Source organism: Desulfovibrio sp. JC010 (genome assembly GCF_010470675.1).
Taxonomy (GTDB): Bacteria; Desulfobacterota; Desulfovibrionia; order Desulfovibrionales; family Desulfovibrionaceae; genus Maridesulfovibrio.
In genome coordinates this window covers 105794-127320 of record NZ_VOIQ01000013.1, presented here as the reverse complement: position 1 = coordinate 127320, position 21527 = coordinate 105794, and the positions used below count along the sequence as shown (strand labels likewise).

The 21527-nt window shown below is 49.1% G+C and carries 19 protein-coding genes; 7 read left to right on the top strand and 12 right to left on the bottom strand.

Annotated elements, in window-relative coordinates; genetic code table 11:
- Window positions 1–408: 408 nt before the first annotated feature.
- Window positions 409–1854, bottom strand: coding sequence for an outer membrane homotrimeric porin (locus FMR86_RS15385; RefSeq protein ID WP_163352291.1), 1446 nt, complete (start codon window positions 1852–1854; stop codon window positions 409–411).
- 198 nt (window positions 1855–2052) lie between these two features.
- Between FMR86_RS15385 and uvrC the strand changes: the two genes are divergently transcribed.
- The gene (gene uvrC, locus FMR86_RS15380) at window positions 2053–3861 is read left to right on the top strand and encodes an excinuclease ABC subunit UvrC (RefSeq protein WP_163352290.1); all 1809 of its coding nucleotides are present in this window, start codon (window positions 2053–2055) and stop codon (window positions 3859–3861) included.
- A gap of 94 nt (window positions 3862–3955) precedes the next feature.
- Here uvrC and FMR86_RS15375 read toward each other — a convergent pair whose 3' ends face one another.
- Window positions 3956–4639, bottom strand: coding sequence for a metal-dependent hydrolase (locus tag FMR86_RS15375; protein ID WP_163352289.1), 684 nt, complete (start codon window positions 4637–4639; stop codon window positions 3956–3958).
- Window positions 4640–4642: 3 nt separating this feature from the next.
- On the bottom strand, window positions 4643–5221 hold the full coding sequence (locus FMR86_RS15370; RefSeq protein WP_163352288.1) for a UbiX family flavin prenyltransferase: 579 nt from the start codon (window positions 5219–5221) through the stop codon (window positions 4643–4645).
- Between the two features lie 200 nt (window positions 5222–5421).
- Here FMR86_RS15370 and purT point away from each other — a divergent pair, with 200 nt between their 5' ends.
- From purT to FMR86_RS15355, 3 genes are all read left to right on the top strand, one after another.
- The gene (purT, locus tag FMR86_RS15365; protein WP_163352287.1) at window positions 5422–6603 is read left to right on the top strand and encodes a formate-dependent phosphoribosylglycinamide formyltransferase; all 1182 of its coding nucleotides are present in this window, start codon (window positions 5422–5424) and stop codon (window positions 6601–6603) included.
- A gap of 305 nt (window positions 6604–6908) precedes the next feature.
- A complete protein-coding gene (locus FMR86_RS15360) occupies window positions 6909–8213 on the top strand; it encodes a Na+/H+ antiporter NhaC family protein (protein ID WP_163352286.1) in 1305 nt (434 codons plus the stop codon).
- Window positions 8214–8392: 179 nt separating this feature from the next.
- Window positions 8393–9805, top strand: coding sequence for a tetratricopeptide repeat protein (locus tag FMR86_RS15355; protein WP_239057256.1), 1413 nt, complete (start codon window positions 8393–8395; stop codon window positions 9803–9805).
- A 203-nt stretch (window positions 9806–10008) separates the two neighbouring features.
- Here the strand turns inward: FMR86_RS15355 and FMR86_RS15350 are convergent, their stop codons facing one another.
- The 9 genes from FMR86_RS15350 to FMR86_RS15310 all read right to left on the bottom strand — a co-directional run bounded on the left by FMR86_RS15350 (window position 10009) and on the right by FMR86_RS15310 (window position 17749).
- Window positions 10009–10749 (bottom strand): protein phosphatase CheZ, encoded by a 741-nt coding sequence (locus tag FMR86_RS15350; protein ID WP_163352285.1) that lies wholly within the window; start codon window positions 10747–10749, stop codon window positions 10009–10011.
- Window positions 10750–10789: 40 nt separating this feature from the next.
- Window positions 10790–11302: a hypothetical protein gene (locus FMR86_RS15345; RefSeq protein WP_163352284.1), complete on the bottom strand. Its 513-nt coding sequence runs from the start codon at window positions 11300–11302 to the stop codon at window positions 10790–10792.
- 21 nt (window positions 11303–11323) lie between these two features.
- A complete protein-coding gene (locus tag FMR86_RS15340; RefSeq protein ID WP_163352283.1) occupies window positions 11324–11752 on the bottom strand; it encodes a 4Fe-4S dicluster domain-containing protein in 429 nt (142 codons plus the stop codon).
- 19 nt (window positions 11753–11771) lie between these two features.
- Complete coding sequence (gene ybgF / locus FMR86_RS15335; protein ID WP_239057255.1) at window positions 11772–12683, bottom strand: tol-pal system protein YbgF; 912 nt, start codon at window positions 12681–12683, stop codon at window positions 11772–11774.
- A gap of 1 nt (window position 12684) precedes the next feature.
- On the bottom strand, window positions 12685–12921 hold the full coding sequence (locus FMR86_RS15330; RefSeq protein ID WP_163352281.1) for a PLD nuclease N-terminal domain-containing protein: 237 nt from the start codon (window positions 12919–12921) through the stop codon (window positions 12685–12687).
- Window positions 12921–13676, bottom strand: a complete 756-nt coding sequence (gene lgt / locus FMR86_RS15325; RefSeq protein WP_163352280.1) for a prolipoprotein diacylglyceryl transferase — start codon at window positions 13674–13676, stop codon at window positions 12921–12923. Before lgt ends, FMR86_RS15330 begins: the two co-directional genes overlap by 1 nt.
- A gap of 2 nt (window positions 13677–13678) precedes the next feature.
- Window positions 13679–14149 carry a signal peptidase II gene (gene lspA / locus FMR86_RS15320; RefSeq protein ID WP_163352279.1) on the bottom strand — a complete coding sequence of 157 codons (471 nt, stop codon included), beginning with the start codon at window positions 14147–14149 and terminating at the stop codon, window positions 13679–13681.
- 364 nt (window positions 14150–14513) lie between these two features.
- The gene (ileS, locus tag FMR86_RS15315; RefSeq protein ID WP_163352278.1) at window positions 14514–17327 is read right to left on the bottom strand and encodes an isoleucine--tRNA ligase; all 2814 of its coding nucleotides are present in this window, start codon (window positions 17325–17327) and stop codon (window positions 14514–14516) included.
- Between the two features lie 161 nt (window positions 17328–17488).
- Window positions 17489–17749 (bottom strand): DUF493 domain-containing protein, encoded by a 261-nt coding sequence (locus FMR86_RS15310; RefSeq protein WP_163352277.1) that lies wholly within the window; start codon window positions 17747–17749, stop codon window positions 17489–17491.
- A gap of 221 nt (window positions 17750–17970) precedes the next feature.
- Between FMR86_RS15310 and FMR86_RS15305 the strand changes: the two genes are divergently transcribed.
- The 3 genes from FMR86_RS15305 to FMR86_RS15295 all read left to right on the top strand — a co-directional run bounded on the left by FMR86_RS15305 (window position 17971) and on the right by FMR86_RS15295 (window position 21523).
- Entirely contained in the window at window positions 17971–18390 is a 420-nt protein-coding gene (locus FMR86_RS15305; RefSeq protein WP_163352276.1) for a hypothetical protein, read from the top strand.
- Between the two features lie 188 nt (window positions 18391–18578).
- Window positions 18579–19124: a hypothetical protein gene (locus tag FMR86_RS15300; protein ID WP_163352275.1), complete on the top strand. Its 546-nt coding sequence runs from the start codon at window positions 18579–18581 to the stop codon at window positions 19122–19124.
- 167 nt (window positions 19125–19291) lie between these two features.
- Window positions 19292–21523 (top strand): DUF3536 domain-containing protein, encoded by a 2232-nt coding sequence (locus FMR86_RS15295; RefSeq protein WP_163352274.1) that lies wholly within the window; start codon window positions 19292–19294, stop codon window positions 21521–21523.
- Window positions 21524–21527: the final 4 nt, after the last annotated feature.

Here is a 21527-nt window from a genome sequence, read left to right as displayed (position 1 = left end):
GATCATCTTCGTTGTCGCCGCCGTCTTTAACGGACTGGAAGTCATAGTTGTCAATGAAGTTCATCTGGAACTGGAATTTACCTTTAGCTTCCAGATCAACTGCGGATGCAGATGCAGCAAAGCCGAAGACCATGCATGCGAGTACTGCGAGTATTGCCAATTTCTTCATTACTTTTTCCTTTTGCTTAAAATGCTTTGTACCTTGACGTCGTTGATACTGAGTCTCATATTCCTTATCAATTTATATTGCAATAAGAAAACAGTAATTTTTTGATAAAAAGGGGTAAAAAAAATATCCCGTTTTGCTGGGTAGTAGTTCGAACAGAGTTGTTTTTACAATAACATAAAAAGGCCGGGAGCTAAAAACTCCCGGCCTCAGGCGTCAGGGCTATATTAATTACGTTATCTTTAGAAGCTGTAGACCAGACCAACTGCGAACTTAAGCAAGGGGTCGGACTTGTCTGCGATGGTGTCTGCGCCCCATGTGTCTTCATCAAGATCTGCATTTACATAACCAAATTCAACGATGGCTGCCAGTTCGTCATAAATCTGGTAGTTGGTGTTGAAGTCAACAGCGATAACGGAGTCTTCAGTAGTCAGGAAGTTACCGTCATCAGTGATGTTGGTCAGTGCGTAGTTTGCTCTGTTCTTAACAAGCTCCTCATCGTTAGTACCCTGAACATACAGGAAGATCAGGTCGTGGCTCAGTTTTTCGAGAAAAGAGATTTTTTCGAGAGCGAAACCGATTGTCCAGAAACCGAGCTGACCGTTGCTGTTGTGGTCTACTGCTGCATCGGTGCCGTCGGAACCGCCGGTCAGAGCTGAACCGCCGAAGTAGGTGGTACCGAAGGCCCAGTCATTATTAACGATGGGAAGTCGTTCGGAACCGTTGGAGGTGTTGTCATCTTCACCGGTGGTGTATGCGAACATCAGTTTGGGCTGTACGAAGTCCAGACCGGTATAAGCAAGAGATGCGTCGAAGAGCAGACCGGAACGATCATTCTGCTTCTGGTCGGCGTCCACGGAACCGTAAACGATGTCAGCTGCGAATACGATGGGATCGAACATGTCCATTTCAAAGGAGGTACCGATCCACCATGCCTGAGAATCTTTATTCATGTCAGGATCAGCTACAACGCCGAGAAGACCTTGGTAAGCTTCGATGTTATCAGCCTGTACACCGTTGCCATCAAGAACGTCTTTACCTACGTTTGCGTAAGCAGCGTAAGGGGTAGCAGAGATACCATCGATGGTGATGGGAGCTGCTACGTAGAAGATATCGAGTTCATCGTGGTTGGAAACCGCGTTAGCGCCACCATCGGTCTGAGCTGCATCGCTGTAACGGATGAAACCGGCTGCCAGTGCGAACTGGTCAGTGATGGGGGATTCGATGGAGAAGATACCGGTATCAGCATCACCGAGAACCATGCTGCCGGCAGCTGCGCCGGGCAGGTTGGTGTTTTTTACACCGGCGGTGGTCAGGATTTCTGTGCCGGGGAAACGGTACTGCAGGTAAGCGTTTTTAACGTTCAGGGTGCTGAGGCTAGCGGGGTCTCCGTCAGTGCCCATAACCTGACCGTTGTTACCGGAACCTACGCGGGTTTTGTACTCAGTGTACAGAACACCCCAGAGGTTTTCGTTAGCGACGAAGCGGAACTGTGCGCGAGCACGGAACCAGAAGTTCAGATCGTCTTCATTGTTACCACCGTCTTTAGCGGACTGGAAGTCATAGTTATCAATGAAGTTCATCTGGAACTGGAATTTACCTTTAGCTTCCAGATCCACTGCGGATGCTGTTCCGGCCAGCCCGAAAACCATAGCGCACAGGACAGCGAGGAGTGAGAGTTTTTTCATGATGTTTCCTTCAATTGCTGAATGTTGTTTCCAAATTACCTGACGTCTGTATTTATGGTTCTGTTAAATCTAAGAGAGGGTATAAGACTCCCCGTAGAGCATTTATTTTTACCCCGGCAGCCGAGATTGACAGGGAACATGGCCGGGAGTAATTCTTCATTTCAGTATTCAGGTCAGATAAAAAAGGTGAAAGAATAGATGGGATTTGAATTTAAAAGCGCGGATTTTCCGGCATTGCCCGGCGTATACCTGATGAAGGATTCATCGGGACGTATTATATATGTAGGGAAGGCCCGTGAACTTCGTAAAAGGCTGGCATCCTATTTTCGGGCCATGCAGAAGCATACCCCCAAGACCCGGGTGCTGGTTTCGAAAATCCATTCCATCGACACCCTTGTTACCGGCACAGAAAAGGAAGCTCTTCTTCTCGAAGCCAGCCTGATTAAGAAGCACAGGCCGCGCTATAACGTTGTTCTGCGTGATGACAAACAGTACGTGCTTTTCCAGTTGGACAAAAAGTCCGAATTCCCCCGGTTGCGCATGACCCGCAAGGTGGTCCGTGATGGTTCCGTGTATTTCGGCCCCTATACCTCCAGTTATTTTGCCCGTGAAACATGGAAGGTGCTCGGCAAGGTCTTTCCTTTGCGTAAATGTTCCGACTCTGCTTTCCGCAACCGGGTCCGGCCCTGCCTTTATCACGATATCGGTCAGTGCCTCGGCCCGTGTGTGAATGTGGTGCCTAGGCAGGATTACATGGAGCTTGTACATCAGGTGGAGATGCTTCTTTCCGGCAAGGCCGGAGATCTCATCGGTTCCCTGCGCCGCCAGATGGAAGCAGCGTCCGATGCATTGGAATTCGAGCATGCAGCCAAATTTCGTGACCAGATCAAGGCCATCCAGAAAACCGTGGAAAAGCAGTCCGTAGTGCTTGGTGAGCGTTCGGATATTGATGTGATCGCACTGGCGGAATCCCCGCATGGTGTAGGGCTGGGGTTGCTGTTCATCAGGAAAGGGCGGCTTTTGGATAAGAAGAATTTTTTCTGGCCGGGCCTCAGTCTTGAGGATGGTGAGGAGATCTTGAACAGTTTTGTGTCCCAGTTCTACTCTTCAACCAAATTTATTCCGCCCAAAATTTTTGTGCCTTTTGAATTCGACATGCAGGGGGCGGCGGAATTACTCAGCGAGCGCAGCAAATCCATTGTACGCATAGTCACGCCGCAGAACGTTGAAGAAAAAAGGTTGCTGGAAATAGCCCGCAAGAATGCCGCCCTCGGTCTTAAAGAGACGGAAAAGGATAACAGCAATATCCTCGATCTGCTGGCCGGGAAACTCAAACTTTCCGCACCGCCGCAGCGTATCGAGTGTATCGATGCCTCCCATCTGGGCGGGGAGGGGATGCGTGTGGGCATGGTGGTTTTTGAAGAGGCCAAGCCGGAGAAATCGCAATATCGCACTTACGTCTTTCCGGAGCTGGAGCATTCCTCAGATGATTACGCCGCGCTCTTTCATTGGGTGATCAAGCGCATTGATTCCGGCCCGCCGTGGGCGGACCTTATATTAATAGATGGCGGTAAAGGGCAGCTTGCTTCGGTTGAGAAGGCTTTTGCCGAGAACTGGAAGTACGATGAACCTATTCCGCATCTGGCCTCCATCGCCAAAGGGCCGACCCGCAAGGCCGGGGAGCTTGAGGACCGTATTTTCCGGCCCGGACGCAAGAATCATCTGCCGCTCAAAGGCGGAAGTCCGGAGCTCTTATATTTACAGCGCATTCGAGATGAAGCGCATCGTTTTGTCATCGGCAGGCAACGCAAGTCGCGCAAGCAGAAGGTTTTGCAGAGCGAGGTGCTTTCGCTGCCCGGTATCGGCCCCAAGACCGCCCGTCTGCTTTGGGATGAGTTCGGTTCAGTGCAGAAAATGAAAGAGGCCTCCGTAGGAGACCTCTCTAATATTCAGGGGATTGGGAAGAAAAAGGCGCAGCAGATATTTGATGCTTTTAAAGAAGTTTGATGGGCCTCCGGCAGCCCTGCCGGGGGCCTTAAACCCTTTTGCAAAAGGGTTTAAGAATCCCAAAAACTTTTATTATGCTTCGCATTTAGCGCGGTTATATTTCCTGTTTTTTTCCAATCTCAAGCTCCATAACCTTACACTCAGGCGCAAATTCAGTGCATGCTTCTTTAAAGCTTACGGTGTCCTGTTCCAGAATGGGGAAGGTGCCGAAATGCATGGGAATTGCGGTCTTGCAGTTCAGCAGCTTGCAGGCGTAGGCAGCGTCCTTTGAATCCATGGTGAACCAGCCTCCGGTGGGCAGCAGGGCTACATCGATGTCGTGCAGTTTGCCGAAGAGTTCCATGGAAGCGAACAGCCCGGTATCTCCGGCAAAGTAGACGCAGAAATCATCTTCGTAAGTGAGGATGTATCCGGCAGGTGCTCCGGTTGCGCAGGAATGCATGGCCTGCACCATCTTGATTTTGATTCCGGCCACGGAAACAGTTCCGCCGATGTTCATACCGATCAGCTTTTCCTGATCAACTCCCTGTTCAATCATTTTTTCAAGCAGATCAAAGATACAGACGAGCGTGGCTCCGGTGGCCTTGCAGATTTCCACGGCCTGCCCGATATGGTCGCCGTGGTCATGGGTGACCAGTACTGCGTCCGCCTTGCTGATGGATTTCCATGTTCTGGAGGCTTTGGGGTTGCCCTCGAAAAAGGGATCGATGATTACGGTTTTGTCATCGGACTGGATGGTGAAATTTGAGTGGCCGTTCCATGTAAATACATGTTTCATAGTTTACCTCGATGAGTCTTCGCCCCATGCCCGGTACAGGGTGTGGGGGATTTGCAGTTGTTCGAGAATGCGTCCTGCCATGTGGGCCGCCATGTCATCAATGCTTTTGGGAGCATGGTAGAATCCCGGCGAAGCGGGCATGATGGTCGCTCCGGCAAGGGTGGCGGTTTCCATATTGCGGATATGGATCAGGTTCAGGGGTGTTTCGCGGGTGACGAGAATTAATTTACGTCGCTCTTTCAGGGAAACATCCGCTGCCCGGTGGATGAGGTTGTTGCCAAGCCCTTGGGCAATTGCGGCAAGGGTGGCCATGGAGCAGGGGCAGACTATCATACCCTCGTGCTGCCATGAACCGCTGGCCGGAGGGGCGGCGATGTTTTCTTGAGGGTATACGTAATCCGCACATCCGGTCAGGTCCTCCGGTGTGAAGTCCGTTTCCAGTTCCATAACCTGCAGGGCGGCATTGGAAATGATTAAGTGCAGTTCTATGTTTTCCTGCGTACCCAGATGGCGGGCCAGTTTGACGGCATAGATGGTGCCGCTGGCACCGCTGGCAGCGAGGACTATTTTTTTCTTATCCATATAAATAAGGATTCTCCTTTAAATGGCTGGTCAATGCAGATACATAAAATACAACAGGCAAATATCGATGACAAGGAGAACGCGCAACCAATTCCGTTGCATCTAATTTCTTGAATTTTTGCCTGCCTTATGAGACTAGGTACGCACCCACACAAAATAAATTTCCCACAAGACAAAACTACCTTACGGAGTAAAAATCTATGGTCACTCTCGGAACTGCCGGAACCGGATCAGCCCGCAAAATGATGCTGCTTGGCGGCGGCGAGCTTGGTAAAGAGGTTGTCATTGAAGCCCAGCGTCTCGGCGTTGAGGTCATTGTCGTGGACAGGTATGAAAACACCCCGGCCATGCAGGTCGCTCACCGCAGCCATGTGATTTCCATGCTTGATGCAGCAGAATTGCGCCGCGTGGTTGAAACTGAAAAGCCCGATTTCATCGTACCTGAAATCGAAGCTATCGCCACCGAAACCCTGCTGGAGCTGGAAAAGGAAGGCTTCAACGTTGTTCCCACAGCGAGAGCCACCCGTTTGACCATGGACCGCGAAGGCATCCGCCGCCTTGCTGCTGAGGAAGTCGGCCTGAAGACTTCCCCCTACAAATTTGCCGATACCAAGGAAGAGTATCTCGCGGCACTGAAGGAAGTCGGCATTCCCTGTGTGATCAAGCCGGTTATGAGTTCTTCCGGTAAAGGGCAGAGCACCGTAAAATCCGAAGCCGATATCGATCATGCATGGGATTATTCCCAGTCCGGCGGCCGAACCGGGGAAGGGCGTATCATCGTCGAGGCTTTTGTGGAATTTGACTACGAAATCACCCTGCTTACCGTGCGCCATGCCGGAGGAACATCCTATTGCGCTCCCATCGGTCATCGTCAGGAAGACGGAGACTACCGCGAATCATGGCAGCCCCAGCCCATGTCCGATGCAGCTCTTGCCAAAGCACAGGATTACGCGCTGCGAATTACCGATGCCCTTGGCGGCAGGGGACTTTTCGGCGTGGAGCTCTTCATCAAAGGGGAGGAAGTTATCTTCAGCGAAGTTTCCCCGCGCCCGCATGATACCGGACTGGTGACAGTTATCTCACAGGATCTGAGTGAATTTGCCCTGCATGTGCGTGCCATTCTCGGCCTGCCCATCCCGGCAATCCGCCAGTACGGTCCGGCAGCATCCAGCGTTATTCTTTCCAACGGAAAATCCGATGCTCCCGCTTTTGCCAATGTTGATACAGCCCTTGAAGAAGCTGATACCAAGGTGCTTATTTTCGGTAAAGGGGAATGCGACGGTGTGCGTCGTCTCGGCGTAGCCCTTGCTCTCGGCGATGACGTTGAAGACGCAAAAGCCCGCGCCATCCGTGCATCTTCCGCTGTGAAAATTGAATACTAATTTTTTTCGAGCGTACTGAATTCAAAGCTCCTTTTGTGCCTGAACGGGTATGAAAGGAGCTTTTTCTTTAAGTGCTACTTCAAGAAATGTGTTGCGGTTTTTATTGACATAACCTTCAAAAGGTGCGCATCTTGACAACGCATTAACGCGAAAGCGTAAAATTTTACGGAAAAATTGCTTTTTTGATTGATAAGTAATTACTTCCTTTGTTTTTTAGAAAAGTGAGTTCGAACAAACGCTCCGCCATGCGGAGATATTTTTTGAGCGGACTATATGTCTAACTCTTTATATAGGAATATAGTGTTATGAAACAGGAAGCAAACGGTCTGGCCTTAGCACCGCTAGGTCTATTTTTGGTGATATTTATTGGAACCGGATTTTTTCTGACCATGAACGGAACCGGCATGGCTTTCTACCAGCTCTCCGCCACAGTGGCCATTCTGCCCGCAATAGCATGGGCCATCTGGATGGGCAGGGAAAAGATCAACGACAAGATCAATATCTTTCTGCGCGGCGCAGGTGAGCCGGGCATCATCACCATGTGTATGATCTACCTGCTGGCAGGCGGTTTCGCATCAGTCGCCAAGTCCATCGGCGGGGTGGAATCCACGGTTAACCTCGGCCTGTCCATTGTGCCTGCTTCCATGGTGCTGCCCGGGCTGTTCGTGATTGCCGCGTTCATCGCTACCGCCATGGGTACTTCCATGGGAACAATCGCCGCCATCGCACCCATTGCGGTAGGTGTTGCCACGAAAACCGATATTCCCAATGCATTGCTCATGGGCGCAGTTGTGGGCGGGGCCATGTTCGGGGATAACCTGTCCATGATTTCCGACACCACCATCGCCGCAACCCGCACACAGGGCTGTAAGATGAGTGATAAATTCAAGATGAACCTGCTCATAGCCTTACCCGCAGCCATACTGACCGTTATCATTCTCTATTTCGCAGGTGAGGGCGGACAGGTTGTTGCTGACGGCGGTTACAGCCTGCTTAAGGTGCTGCCTTACATCACCATTCTGGTCATGGCTGTGCTGGGCGTGAATGTTTTTGTCGTCCTCGGTGCAGGTATTGTTTTTACCGGGGCGGTAGGTTTCGCTTCCATGGAAAGCTTCAGCCTGCTGACTTTCTCTCAGGATATCTACAAGGGCTTCACCGGAATGCAGGAAATTCTGGTACTGTCTCTGCTTGTAGGTGGTCTTGGTGAGTTGATCAAGTTTCATGGCGGCATCACCTACATTATTGATTTCATCGGCAAGCTGACCAAGGGCACCAAGTCCACCAAGGCCGGGGAATTCAGCATCAGTGCTCTTTCCGTAATGTCCGACCTCTGCACCGCAAACAACACCGTAGCCATCATCCTCACCGGGGGCATGGCCAAGGAAATTGCCGAAAGCCACAACGTAGACCCCCGCCGCAGCGCGAGTCTGCTCGATATCTTCTCCTGCGTGGTACAGGGCCTCATCCCCTACGGAGCACAGGTATTGCTGGCCGGGTCCATCTCCAAGCTTTCCCCGCTCGAGATCATCGGCAACATGCATTACTGCTTCATTCTCGCAGTAGTGGCAGTGCTTAGTATCCTGACCGGATTTCCGCGGATTCGTAAGTAGTTTTCGGATATATGAATTGATGAATCCCCCGTGGCTTTGGCTGCGGGGGATTTTTTTATGAGTTTGGTTAATTATTAATCTGTATTGACGGATCGTATTTGTATCGTTAGTTTTTTTAGAAAATGGGAATGGGATAATTGGTGGCTTGGTTTTGAGATGTGGGGGAGGGAGAATTGTTTTTGTTTAATTCTACTCAGTTACTTGATGCTGCTATGGTTGTGCCGGGTTTTCCTTGGTTCTGGGAGCAAACTCTTACGATAAAGCTGACTTTATTTTGTGTTGTGTTTGCTGGTTATCCTGTCGTAGTTCATATCGTAAGTTTTTTTAAAAAGAAACCAGAGCGAATGGACTCACAATCTTTAGCAGAAAAACTCTATGATGATTTAAAAGTTGCACAGCAGGCAGTTCAATCTAAGGATCAGGATATTAAGGCTCTTAAAGATGTCATTGATGGTTTGCGTGAGCCGCAAGAGACTCCTGAAGAAGATAGTCATGCCGCACGGGCTGAAGCTGAGCTTGCCAAAGGTAATTTTGAGTTAGCCGAGGCTTTTTATCTCAAACAAGCTCAAAAGGATGAAGAATCTGCCAATGAAAGTGCTTTAAAGGCTGCGGAAGCATATCGCAATGCAGGATTTTTAGTTTTCATGAATAACCCCAAAAAAGCATTTCAAGCATATCAAAAATCTGTTGAACTTGATCCAAATAGTGCTGAGGGGTGGAATCGTTTAGGGTTGCTACAATCTTTATTTGGTAAGTTTGAAGATGCTAAAATAGCATGCATGAGAATTTTGCAGCTTAAGAAAAATGATAAAAAATGGAAGGCCGTTGCTTACGGTAACCTCGGCAATATTCATAGTGCTCAAGGTAACCTTAAAAGTGCAGAAAAATTTTATAATAAGGTACTATTGATTGCTAAAGGGCTGGGCTGTAAAGATACTATGGCACCAGCTTACGGTAGCCTTGGCTTGATTCGTAAGATTCAGGGTGATTTAGAAGGTGCGGAAGAATTCTATAATAAGGCTTTAGAGATAGGGAAGGAATTAGACTGTAAAGAGCGTATTGCTATTCAATATGGCAACCTTGGTTCAATTCGTCATAGTCAAGGTGACCTTAACGGTGCGGAGTATTTTTATAATAAATCTTTAGAAATAGGTATAGAGTTAGACAGTAAAGAACGTATTGCTATTCAATATGGTAACCTCGGTTTAATTCGTATGAGCCACGGTGACTATGATGGTGCGGAAAAACTATATAATAAAGCTCTTGAAATTGACAAAGAAATAGGTCGTAAAGAAGGTATAGCAGCTAATTACAGTAATTTAGGCTTAATTTGTATAGATCGGGGGGATATCGCAGGTGCGGAAGAGTTTTATTATAAGGCTTTGGAACTAGATAAAGAGCTAGGCCGTAAAGAAGGTTTGGCTGTTCGTTATGGCAATCTTGGATCAATTCGTCAGATACAGGGGGACCTTGAAGGGGCGGAAGAGTTTTGGAAAAAGTCTCTCACTCTATACAAACAAATCGGCGCAGCCCCAATGATCGAAAAAGTACAAGGCTGGCTAGACGAACTAGAAGAAAACAAAGAAAACTAAAATGCCAACAGCCGCAAAAAGAATCCTCAAAAGTCTAAAACAAGCTATATCAATATCCAAAGGCGAAACAGATAAAAGTACAGAATAAATACTCCTGAACAACTTGAAAAAGATAACAAAAAAGCGGGAAACCTCACCACAAAGTAAGGCTTCCCGCTTTTTATTTTTCAACTAAATAAGATCTAAATCTAATCTATACAATCCTACAACCCAAGCGAAGCCAATAAATCATCAACATCGCCCTGATCTGCTTTCTCGGTGGGACCTTTAAGCTCACTCATTTTGTTTTCAGTTTCCTGATCGAGCTGCTCAAGGGATTTTTCAGGGGCTTCTTCGCGGGCTTTGATTTTCAGCCCGGTGGACATGTAGAGATCGAGTACGATCTTTTCAACGCTCTTGATGGTCTCGATGATGATTTTGATGCGCTGCCCGGTCAGGTCCTGAAAGGAGAGGGTGGTCATGATGGTCATGATATCCTCGCCGAGGGTGTTGTTGATATTGGCCAGTTCCTGCCGCTGTTCTTTCTTTACGCCGCCGGATTCAAAAGCCTTGATGATGTTTGCAAGGGCGAACTGGGTTTCCTGTGTTTTTTCCAGAATATCCATGATGTCCTGCGTGGCTTTTTCCGTGGTGCGCATAATGGCATCGAGCTGGTCGGAAGCTTCATTGAAAAGCTGGTCCGGGTCGGAATCAACACATACTACCGCTTCGGGAGATCCGGCCGGGCCTTTTTTGGCTTTGGCTACTTCCTGATAAATGTCGCGGAGACCGTTTTGCAGGTCAATGTTGATTCGGCGGTAGAATTCACCTTCAAGAAGGGTTTTGGACATGGATTTGGAAATTTCTTTTTGCACGGCATCTGCAATGCTTTCCTTCAGGCTTTTACTCAGGTCTTCAGAGACCTTTTCCATCATCTCCCGCACTATTTGATCATCATTAATCACTGCGTTCTCCTTCGCGTTGATATATTAAGCTTTCAGGCGGTTAGCCCAGCTTTTCTGTTCTGATTATTTCCCGCTGCTGGCTGAAAACAAACTGGATGATGGATTCAAGGTCGTGTTCCCTGATTTTTTCAAATTCCATGATCCAGAGTCCTTCTTTTTTGCCGCGCTTTACATTGCCTTTGGCTCCGGCAAGGCGCAGGGGAATCTGTTCTACTTCAATCACTACCTCCATGAGGCAGGGATCGGTTAATTGCTCAGAACGGAAGGCCATTCCGTTTCCGGAAATCTTAAGTATTTCAAGATCAATGGGGAAATCCTGCTTAAGGTCTTTCTGGCTCTGCAATCCAAGCAGCTGATCCAGTTTGCGGTCCAGCTCTATTACATAAACCTTCAGCCATTCCGGGACCCGGGAATCATCAAGGTCTTCAGCCGGATGTTTTTTCATCCCGCTGAATCCCCGGTACACGGGCTGGCTTTCCAGAGATCTGGAAAAGCGTCCGTGTCCTTTGATTCTTGTTTTTACGCTGGCGAAATGCGGTGCGTCCCGGTCCATGTGGATTCCCTTGGTTAATTGTTAGTCCTGCGGGTCAACTTCCATTGCCCGCACCGGACAGACCTTGGTACACAGGCCGCAGGCGGTACACTGTTCCAGATCGAAAATCACCAGACGGGTTTCTTTTTCCAGGGAAAGGGCACCGGTGGGGCACATGGCGAGACACATGCCGCAGTGCATGCAGGACTCTTCGTCCCTTGCGATTTTCTGGGCCACGGGAATAAGGCGTACACCGTTTTCCTTAAGGTAGTTGATGCCTTCGTGGTAATCTTTTTCAAGCCCGGTGATCTCAAGGGTCATGCTGCCTTCGAGTCTGGGGTTGATGTCAGCTTTCAGGATGTTGAAGCTGAGATTGTAGAGCTTGCCCAGATTGCATACTACCGGACGGCCGGAAGTGTTGGGCGGAAAAGACAGGTGGATGATTTTGTTGAAATTTTTGCTATCGCTCATTGTTTTATATCCGTTTAAATTATTTTAAGTTTTTGACGATGCTTTTTGCGCGTTTGGCTTCGGCGGAATCAGGTGCCTTCTTGATAAGGTCTTCAAGGATGTAGCGTCCTGATTTGGTCTTGCCCAGCTTGATAAGGCAGAGTCCCTGTTTGAGCAGTGCGGATTTATACTTGTTGCTCTTGGGATGCTTGGCAATGACTCCCTGATATTTGAGGGCGGCATTGGCGTAATCTTTCAGCTGGTAGTAGCATTCACCTTCCCAGAAAATAGCATTGGGAACAAGCTTGTGTTTGGGGAAAGTTTTGGTGAACTCAGCCATATCGCGGATAGCGTCTTTATATTTGCGATCCTTGAACAGGGCCAGCCCCTTGTCGTACAGAGCCTGTGCCGGATCAACAGGCTCAGCCTTCTTCGGCTCAGGAGCCACAACAGCAGCGATTCCGCCTACTGCGGCTGCGGTTTCTTCCACCGCTTCCTGAGTTGCTTTATCTTTGGGGGCCTGTGCTTTGATGAGCCCAAGATCAATGGCCAGCTGGCTTTCGAGGGCCAGACGCATATCCTCGACTTTCTTGGAAAGATCTTCAAGGGATACAGTGCTGTTGGTGTCCCCGGCATCAAGCCTGTTCACGGACTCGGACATGGTGTTGACGGTACCCTGAAGCTTGGCAACCTGCATTTTGAGGGCGTTCACTTCAGCATACATATTCGCCTGCCGGGTCTGCACCGGGGAGCTGGATTGCTTGATTTCATCGCGCAGGGTGACGTTGTCGGCTGCGGTCTGCTGTTCGACATTGTCGATCTTCTTATTGAGCTGGCTGCGGGTCTGGCGCAGTTCCATGCGCAGCTTATCCATATCGGATGTGGTTACGCATCCGCTGAAGCCTGTAGCCAGAGGAAAAGCGATCAGTGCGGCGATGAGTGATTTTTTCATATTATTCTGCATTATATTTTTTCCCCCTTTTTCTACCGAGGAGAAAGTAAGCCAGACAGCCTAAAAATGGAATAAAAATCGCGAGCTGAATCCAGCCGACCTTTTCCATGTTGGACGGGAATTCCCTGTTGAATGCATCCCATATGGCGAAAAGTGTCAAGGCTGCAAAAAGACCGACACTGCCGAGGATAATGATCCAGGTTTCCATGGGAAGATTGGGAATTGATCCGAAGAACATTAGGTGCTCCTTTTTTTGTATATTGATAACAGGTATATACCAATTGAGAAAAAGACAAGTGTTATGAACTGAGTCATGGACAAAGGACCGAGCTCGCCCCGGTAATCCGCCCTGAAAAATTCAATAATAAATCTGGACACAGAAAACAATACAAGGAATAGCCCGGTAATGCGTCCTTCAGTCTGAAGTTTGTTGCCAACAGCCAGTAAAATAAGGAAAATTATCAGCCCGGACAGTGAATGGTAAAGCTGGGTCGGGTGTAGAGGCTGAAAGAGCGGAGCCAGCGATGCAGTGTTTTTAAAAGTTACCGCCCATGGCAGATCGGTCGGTTTGCCGTAGCAGCAGCCCGCGAAAAAACAACCCAGCCGCCCGACAGATATTCCCAGCGCAATCCCCGGCGCAAAGCAGTCCAGCCAGTCCAGAAGCGGCTGCTTTTTTGAACGCAGGTAGAGCAGCCCGGCCAGTGAGCCGAAGATCACCGCTCCGGAAAAGACCAGCCCGCCCTGCCAGATATAAAAAACGGAGAGCAGATTATCCGTAAATTCCTTCGGGTACAGCCCCACATAGAGTGCCCGTGCGCCGATAACGCCGCAGACAACGGCAATAATTCCGGTCAGCGGGGCAAGCTTGTAATCAAGTTCCCACAGCCGGGCCGCACGCATGGCCCAGCCCATGCCCAGCAGACAACCTGCGGTCAGGAATACGCTGTAGGCATAAATGTTTACAGAGCCTATGCTGAACAGAATCGGATTCATGGCTACTTGTTCTTGTAAAAAGATACGATCAGGGCAAAAGCACCCAGACAGATTGCAATATCCGCCACGTTGAAAGCCGGGTAGTGGTGCGAGCCGTAGTAAAAATCCAGAAAGTCGGTCACTTCATGATAAAGAATGCGGTCGATCAGATTGCCGATTGCCCCGCCCAGCACTAAGCCAAGTCCCACAATCTGGAATTTATCCCGCTCTTCCGCTGATTTCAGCAGCATGCCGATCACACCTAGCGCGATAATAGTAACCACCACAAAAAAGTTGCGCTGCCATGTAATATCCGCACGGTTCAGAAATCCAAATGCCGCGCCTTTATTGACTACGTGTACCAGATTAAAGAATCCCGGAATAATCACCTCTGATGTCCAGAGGGTCATCTTTTCGCGGACCGCAATTTTTGTAACCTGATCCAAGATCAGCGTTATGACAGATATTATTCCGGCAAGAAAATATTTATTCATAATTGCCTATTGATGCCTCCGGCGGCCCTGCCGGGAGCATCTTGATGCGCAATGCGCTTTTAAGAATTATTTGATTTCGCCTCCGGCGGCTTAAATCCTTTTCCAAAAGGGTTTAAGAATCCCAAAACGTTTTAGTTGGGCTTTGTCAATCTTTATTCGAAGACCGCCTTAGTACGCTACTAGCGAAGCATAACTAAAACGTCTTTGAAAGAGAGGGGATGGGGTCTGGGGAAGGGGAGAGAAAACTTTGGGCGTTAGCAAAGTTTTCTCTCCCCTTCCCCAGCCGTCGGAGACATTTTAAAAATGCCCCCGCTTTCGGAGAAAACGGGGGCATTCAATATTTAATTTTAAAAGAGCGAGAGACTTAGCCGGCCAGAACAGCTGCGCAGCGCGGGCAGAGTTCGGGATGCTCGGCATTGGAGCCGAGGGTATCGTATCTCCAGCAGCGGCTGCATTTCTCACCCTGAGCTTTTTCGACCTTGATGGCAAGACCTTCCAGCTCTTCCGGCTTGACCGCATCATCAGTTGCGTCGGCCAGAGGTGCGATCTCAACACCGGATACGATGAAGAATTCGCGGTGTTCGATGTTTTCGAGTGCCTTGGCGATTTCATCACTGGCGAAGAGGGTGATCTTGGTATCGAGAGAGTGACCGATGACCTTTTCACGGCGCAGGGGTTCGATTGCCTTGGTGACTTCGGTACGAACTTCCATGAGCAGTTCCCATCTTTTGCGCTCTGCATCGTCGATATCTGCTTTGAGCAGCTCGGGACGGATGGCGAAGACGGTTTCAGCGTCACCTTTCATTTCTTCCGGCATGTGGGAATAAGCTTCCTCAGCGGTGAAGGAAAGGATGGGGGCCATGTCTTTCAGCAGCATAAGCATGGTCTGCCAGAGTACGGTCTGGGCGGAACGTCTTTCGAGGGACTTTTCACCGGAGACGTAAAGTCTGTCCTTGATGATGTCGAGATAGAACGCGGAAAGCTCGGTGGTGCAGAGGTTGTGCAGGGTGTGGTAAACCTTGTGGAATTCAAAGTTTGCGTAGGCCTGCTGGATAACCTCGTGCTGGCGGCTGACCAGATCAAGTGCGAAATGGTCGATGGGCAGCATTTCCGCGGGGGCAACTGCGTCAGTCTCGGGGTTGAAGCCGTTCAGGTTGCCGAGAATGTAGCGGCAGGTGTTACGCACGCGGCGGTAGGTATCAACCATGCGGCTCAGGATTTCGTCGGAGATACGGACGTCTTCCTGATAGTTCACAGCGGAAACCCACATGCGCAGGATTTCAGCACCGTGCTGGTCGATGATTTCCTGCGGCGCGATGACGTTACCGATGGACTTGGACATCTTGCGGCCGTTCTTGTCCACAACGTAACCGTGGGTGAGTACGGTCTTGTAGGGAGGCACATCGCGGGTACCGACGGATGCGAGCAGGGAGCTGTGGAACCATCCGCGATGCTGGTCGGAGCCTTCGAGATACAGATCAGCGGGGAAGCGGTGTTCCTTGCGTTTTTCAACTACTGCTGCGTAGCTGGTACCGGAATCAAACCATACGTCGAGGATGTCGTCTTCCTTGGCCCAGTGATTGCCGCCGCATTTGGGGCATTTGAGACCGTCGGGAGCGATTTCTTCTACGGATTTTTCAAACCAGTAGTCACAGCCGCGTTCGTGCTTTTCAAATTCGTCTACTACGGAGAAAACCCACTTGGGATCGTTGTATACCTCATCGCATTCTTCACAGATCAGGGCGATGATGGGCACACCCCAGTTACGCTGACGGGAGATACACCAGTCAGGGCGGTTTTCAACCATGCTGTAGATGCGGTTTTCACCCCATGCGGGAATCCACTCAACGTCATCCTTGATGGCTTTGAGTGCCTTGGCGCGCAGGTCGTTTTCTTCCATGCCGATGAACCACTGGGTGGTGGCGCGGAAGATTACCGGCTCTTTACAACGCCAGCAATGGGGGTAGGAGTGGGTGATTTTTTCCTGTGCAAGGAGGTTGCCCAGCTCTTCCAGCTTTTCGATTACCTTGGGGTTGGCTTCGAAAACGTTCATTCCACCGAAGAATTCTACTTCCTTGAGGAACACACCGCTGTTGTTCATGGGGGAGTAGATTTCCAGACCGTTTTTGAGACCGGTTTCAAAGTCCTCACGACCATGGCCGGGAGCGGTATGAACGCAACCGGTACCGGAATCGAGAGTTACGTAGTCGGCCAGTACAATGGGGGACTCGCGGTCGTAGATGGGATGCTTGGCAACCGCACCTTCGAGCTTGGCTCCTTCAACGGTAGCCAGCACATTCCAGCTTTCCCAGCCGAAGGACTCAGCGCAGACGGGCAGCAGTCTTTCAGCAAGGATGTAGAAGTCGCCGTTTACTTCGGCAACCACGTATTCAAATTCGGGATGAACAGCCACAGCCATGTTATCGGGGATGGTCCAGGGAGTGGTGGTCCAGATGCACACGTAGGTGCGTGAGAGGTCCACTTTGGATGCAGCATCGCCGGGCAGTGCTTTCAGAACTTTTTCATCGTTGAGCGGGAAGCGTACATATATAGAAGGTGAAGTGTGATCTTCGTATTCTACTTCAGCTTCAGCAAGCGCAGTGCGGCAGTCGCAGCACCAGTGAATGGGCTTCTTGCCGCGGATGACGGAACCTTTCTCCATGAAACGGCCCAGTTCGCGGGCGGTTGCGGCCTCGTATTCGGGCTTCATGGTCAGGTAAGGATCTTCCCAGGTACCGAGCACGCCGAGGCGTTTGAATTCCTTGCGCTGGATGCCGACGAATTTTTCAGCGTATTCGCGGCAGAGGCGGCGGATAACAGTGGTGGGCAGTTCTTTTTTCTTTTTCTTGAGTTCCTGCTCAACCTTGTGCTCGATGGGCAGGCCGTGGCAGTCCCAGCCGGGAACGTATTCAGCTTTCATGCCCTGCAGGTTGCGGGATTTAACAATGATGTCCTTGAGGACCTTGTTCATGGCTGTACCCATGTGAATGTGGCCGTTTGCATACGGGGGGCCGTCGTGCAGCACGTACTGCTGGGCATCGGCATTGGCTTCGACCATCTTGTCGTATACGGACATTTCCTCCCAGCGTTTGAGCATTTCGGGCTCACGCTGTTTGAGGTTGGCCTTCATGGGAAATTTGGTCTTGGGCAGACACAGGGTCTTTTTATAATCGCTCATGACTGGAAAAGTCCTCCGGAACTCTCTTGGATATAATATTGATTAAAGGCCGTTCTAAACAGCCGTTCTGGCGAAAACGTAAAAAATAAAAAATGCTCAAAAATGAGCGGCGTCATCTTTAAACAAGGCGTGATGGAAGTCAACCCGGAGTTGCTTCATTATTAAAGGGAAATGAGTCCTTCAATGGTGGAAGCTTTCTGGTACATGTTCACAATTTCATCAGAGCAGGTGGCGTGGATGGTTACGGTTACGCTGGTGTATTTACCTGTCTTGGAGTCTTTTTCATCGTGCGGAATGCCTTCAAGCATGGATTTAAGTTCTGCCAGCGACTTGCCGGGGACTATGAATTTGAAGGTATAATCGCAGGGCCATTCGTGGTGCTCATCAAGTGTTGCTTTGAATTGATCCATGGATTTATCCATGTTTTTCTCCTTATATTTATCTGAAATAATTTAATTTTATGTAATTGCGAACGAGGTGGCAACATTGGCTGCTGCCTCGTGGGGCAATGTTGATATATGAATCGTATATGGTGCTGTCAATGGTGTAAAAAAAAGTTTTTCCCTTGTCCCTAAAGGATTTTTCGGCTTTGTCGATAAAATATGCAGGTGTTCTTAAATAAAATGAAGGGTAGGGCTTAAAAATGAGTAAAAGAAATCTTCACGCTACGAATTTCAGGAAAGTTCTTGAGCTGTTCAATGATGGACGTGATCGCGATGCGGAAAGTCTGCTGCGTATCATCCAGGATGACTATCTGACCATGTATGAGGAAAACAAGGAATTGCGGTCTCAGATTAAAGAGGTTGCTGAGATTCTGGATCTTGCCGAGTGCATGGAGTTTGACGGCCAGAAATACTGGATCGATGAAGATAATGAGAAGACCGGACCGTATTGTCAGGTCTGTTATGACCGTGATGGAGTCCTGATCAGACTTCAGGAGCGGACCAAGCACTGGGAGTGCTATTCCTGCCAGAACCTGTTCGTGAAAATGCCCACCGGCAATATTATCCATAAGAGCAGGCCCAAGAAGGAAACAAAGCCTTTGCTGAGGCTTTTCAGCTAAACAACTTCATTTTTCAGTCCTTAATATACACCTTGAAACGGAACTGTTCATCTAATGGGCAGTTCCGTTTCCTTTTTATTTACGTATTAAAAAATGTAACACAAAAGTGGTGGAAAAAACGCCGGATTGTAACTATTGGTCTTTGTCGATTGTATCCGCGAGTTATTTAATCTGGAGATTTCGCCCTTATGGTTCTTAATGAACGACATATGCAACTGCTGAAACATGTCAGAAGTTATGCAAAGATTGAACGATACCACGGCCTTTTGCCCAAGCGTGAAACTTACCTTTATGACACTGAACTGATTGAAGAGCTTCTTGAAGCGGGGCTTATTGACGAGGGTAGTATCTGTACTTCCTGTGGAAATAATCTGGAAGGATACAGGATTTCAAGGAAAGCCGAAAAAGAGTTCGACAGGCTTGGAGAAGAGGTTAAAGATAAGGAATGGGAAACTTTTTGCGGTATTGATGTTGAAATCAATGAAATTCTGGATAAGATCCACATCAGGGCTTTAATTGATATTTTTCATCTCTCAAGAATTTCTCTTTTTCGCGGAATAGCTCCCAAGTCAATTCTACAGGAAGCTTTCACCGAAGATATTCTGAATGTTTTGCTAGATGTAGGGTATATCAATAAGATTTCCCTTAAGGGACCGGCAATTATATATGAAAGCGGTTTTGTTCTGGCGGACAGGGCTTCACGCATGCTCAAGCAGGCCGGCTATGTAAAATAATTTTTCAACTCTGCTTATTTTTCAGACCTTCCGGGGATTCCGGGAGGTCTTTTTTATTTCCATGCGCAATAATGTGTTAATATATGGTCGCGATTGTCCTTTGTGTTGGATTTCAGGGTTTAATTGGTATAGTATTCAGCTAATCGTACTTTAACTGTGAGGATGTTATGTCAGGCAAATTCTTGTGCATACACGGCCATTTTTACCAGCCTCCCCGGGAAGACCCGTGGCTGGATATGATTTTCCCTGAAGGAAGCGCAGCCCCGTTCCGCCACTGGAATGAACGTATCTGCCGCGAAAGTTACGCACCGCTGGCATGGGCCAGACGCATGGGCGGCGACGGCATTTTTGATATCATCAACTGCTATGAATGGATGAGTTTTAATGTGGGGCCGACCCTGTTCCGCTGGATTGAACGTTCCGAGCCTGAACTCTATGCCAAGATACTGGAAGGCGATGCCTTGAGCTTCAAGCGTTGGGGACACGGCAATGCCATCGCCCAGATTTACCATCATGTGATCATGCCGCTTGCTTCGGAACTGGACCGCGATGCCGAGGTTGCCTGGGCTGTAGCTGATTTTGAATCCCGTTTCAAACGCAGGCCGGAAGGGATGTGGCTCTCCGAAACAGCCTGCGATACTGACACCCTTGAAACCTTGGCGGACCACGGCATTGCTTTCACTCTGCTGGCCCCGAGACAGGCTGCTGCTATTGCGGATATCGGCTCTGATGATTGGCATCAGGTGGATGAATACTCCATCAATATTAAAGAACCTTACCTTGTGGAACTGCCTTCCGGCAGAACTATTTCAATTTTTTTCTATGACGGAGGCCTTTCACAGGCCATAGCATTCGAAGGGCTGCTGAAGAACGGTGACGATTTCTGGAACAAACTTTCCGGTGCTTCTGCTGAAGGTCTTCTTTCCATCGGCACAGACGGCGAAACCTACGGACACCATGTGGAGTTCGGTGAAATGGCCCTTGCCTATGTGCTTTCACAGGCGATCAAGGAACGTGACGGTGTCTCTTTACTGAACTACGGTGCCTATCTTGAGCAGCATCCTCCGACCCGCAAGGTCAGAATCCATGAAGAGTCCTCATGGAGCTGCTATCACGGTGTTGAGCGTTGGCGCAGCGATTGCGGTTGTTGTACCGGCGGCCACCCCGACTGGAATCAGCAGTGGCGTAAACCTTTGCGTGAAGGGCTTGATGCTGTAAAAACATTGATGAATGCCCATTACTTCAATTATGGTGATAAGATTTTCAAAGATGCGCGTGCAGCCTTGATTGATTACGGAACAGTCCTGAGCGGGCTTGTTTCGGAAGACGATTTCTTTAACCGTCACTTTAAGGTTTTAAAGGACAGTGCTGATGCTGATCTGGGCTGGAAACTGCTCTCCATGCAGAAATGGGCACTTTCGTCCTTTGCCAGCTGCGGTTGGTTTTTTGATGATCTGGCCCGGCTAGAACCGGTCAACAATATGGGGTTTGCGTTAAGAGCCATTGAGCTGTCCAAGGAAACCGGGCTGATCGGTCTGGAGGAGAAATTCCTTTCCATTGCAGGAGAGGCTCGCTCCAACGAAGAACGGTACGGATCGGCTGTGGATCTCTGGAATAGTAAAATCAAACCGCAGAGTGAAACTCCCGGCAGTCTGCTCGGTCAGGCACTTGGCCGCCTTTATGTAGAGGGAGTGCTGCCCCTGCCCGGCGAAGAGGGAAGTGTCAGCTGGCCGGGTGTCTCAGTGCTCATTAAGACCAATGACAGCTCACTGGTTATGGCCCGTGGCGAAGCTGAAATTAAATGGCATCTTGAATCCGAAGTAAAAAAATACAGTTGGAAGTGGCAGAAGGGTGAACGTGTCCTGACCGGTTCTGTTGAAATTACTCTTCCCGGCGGACAGATAGAACATTATCCGCTGACTGAAATATCATGGAAGAAAAAGCAAACCATTGCCCTGACATGGGTAAAACGATTTGCAGACACAGCATGGCAGGCCCAGATTTTGAATACCGGGTGCGGGCCTGCGCTTTTTAATGAATTTGAAGATTACCAGGCTCGTCAAAGCTGGGAATCGCATTGGAAAAAATTATGGCCGGGCATTGTCTGGAGTTACATTTTTTCCGGGGACAGTGTTAGTGACGATTTTATTGAATTTGCTAAAACTGTTGGACGCGACCATCCCGATCTTGACTACTTTATCGAGCAACTGGGTAAACAGCTTTGCATAATGCTGCATAACGATCTTACTTTTTGGGACAGTATTCGCGGCGTTATTGAGCGGACCAGACAGCTGGAACTCCCTATTGATCTTTGGAAACTGCAGAATTGCTATTGGGATAAAGTGCTTTTGGGCGAGAATGACCCGGAATTAGCCAAGATGATCGGGTTCGATTTATAATATC

Excerpts from the sequence above, each read along its gene's own strand:
- FMR86_RS15385 (WP_163352291.1), bottom strand. The coding sequence starts at position 1,854 with ATGAAAAAACTCTCACTCCTCGCTGTCCTGTGCGCTATGGTTTTCGGG.
- uvrC (WP_163352290.1), top strand. The coding sequence starts at position 2,053 with ATGGGATTTGAATTTAAAAGCGCGGATTTTCCGGCATTGCCCGGCGTA.
- FMR86_RS15375 (WP_163352289.1), bottom strand. The coding sequence starts at position 4,639 with ATGAAACATGTATTTACATGGAACGGCCACTCAAATTTCACCATCCAG.
- FMR86_RS15370 (WP_163352288.1), bottom strand. The coding sequence starts at position 5,221 with ATGGATAAGAAAAAAATAGTCCTCGCTGCCAGCGGTGCCAGCGGCACC.
- purT (WP_163352287.1), top strand. The coding sequence starts at position 5,422 with ATGGTCACTCTCGGAACTGCCGGAACCGGATCAGCCCGCAAAATGATG.
- FMR86_RS15360 (WP_163352286.1), top strand. The coding sequence starts at position 6,909 with ATGAAACAGGAAGCAAACGGTCTGGCCTTAGCACCGCTAGGTCTATTT.
- FMR86_RS15345 (WP_163352284.1), bottom strand. The coding sequence starts at position 11,302 with ATGGACCGGGACGCACCGCATTTCGCCAGCGTAAAAACAAGAATCAAA.
- FMR86_RS15340 (WP_163352283.1), bottom strand. The coding sequence starts at position 11,752 with ATGAGCGATAGCAAAAATTTCAACAAAATCATCCACCTGTCTTTTCCG.
- ybgF (WP_239057255.1), bottom strand. The coding sequence starts at position 12,683 with ATGAAAAAATCACTCATCGCCGCACTGATCGCTTTTCCTCTGGCTACA.
- FMR86_RS15330 (WP_163352281.1), bottom strand. The coding sequence starts at position 12,921 with ATGTTCTTCGGATCAATTCCCAATCTTCCCATGGAAACCTGGATCATT.
- lgt (WP_163352280.1), bottom strand. The coding sequence starts at position 13,676 with ATGAATCCGATTCTGTTCAGCATAGGCTCTGTAAACATTTATGCCTAC.
- lspA (WP_163352279.1), bottom strand. The coding sequence starts at position 14,149 with ATGAATAAATATTTTCTTGCCGGAATAATATCTGTCATAACGCTGATC.
- ileS (WP_163352278.1), bottom strand. The coding sequence starts at position 17,327 with ATGAGCGATTATAAAAAGACCCTGTGTCTGCCCAAGACCAAATTTCCC.
- FMR86_RS15310 (WP_163352277.1), bottom strand. The coding sequence starts at position 17,749 with ATGGATAAATCCATGGATCAATTCAAAGCAACACTTGATGAGCACCAC.
- FMR86_RS15305 (WP_163352276.1), top strand. The coding sequence starts at position 17,971 with ATGAGTAAAAGAAATCTTCACGCTACGAATTTCAGGAAAGTTCTTGAG.
- FMR86_RS15300 (WP_163352275.1), top strand. The coding sequence starts at position 18,579 with ATGGTTCTTAATGAACGACATATGCAACTGCTGAAACATGTCAGAAGT.
- FMR86_RS15295 (WP_163352274.1), top strand. The coding sequence starts at position 19,292 with ATGTCAGGCAAATTCTTGTGCATACACGGCCATTTTTACCAGCCTCCC.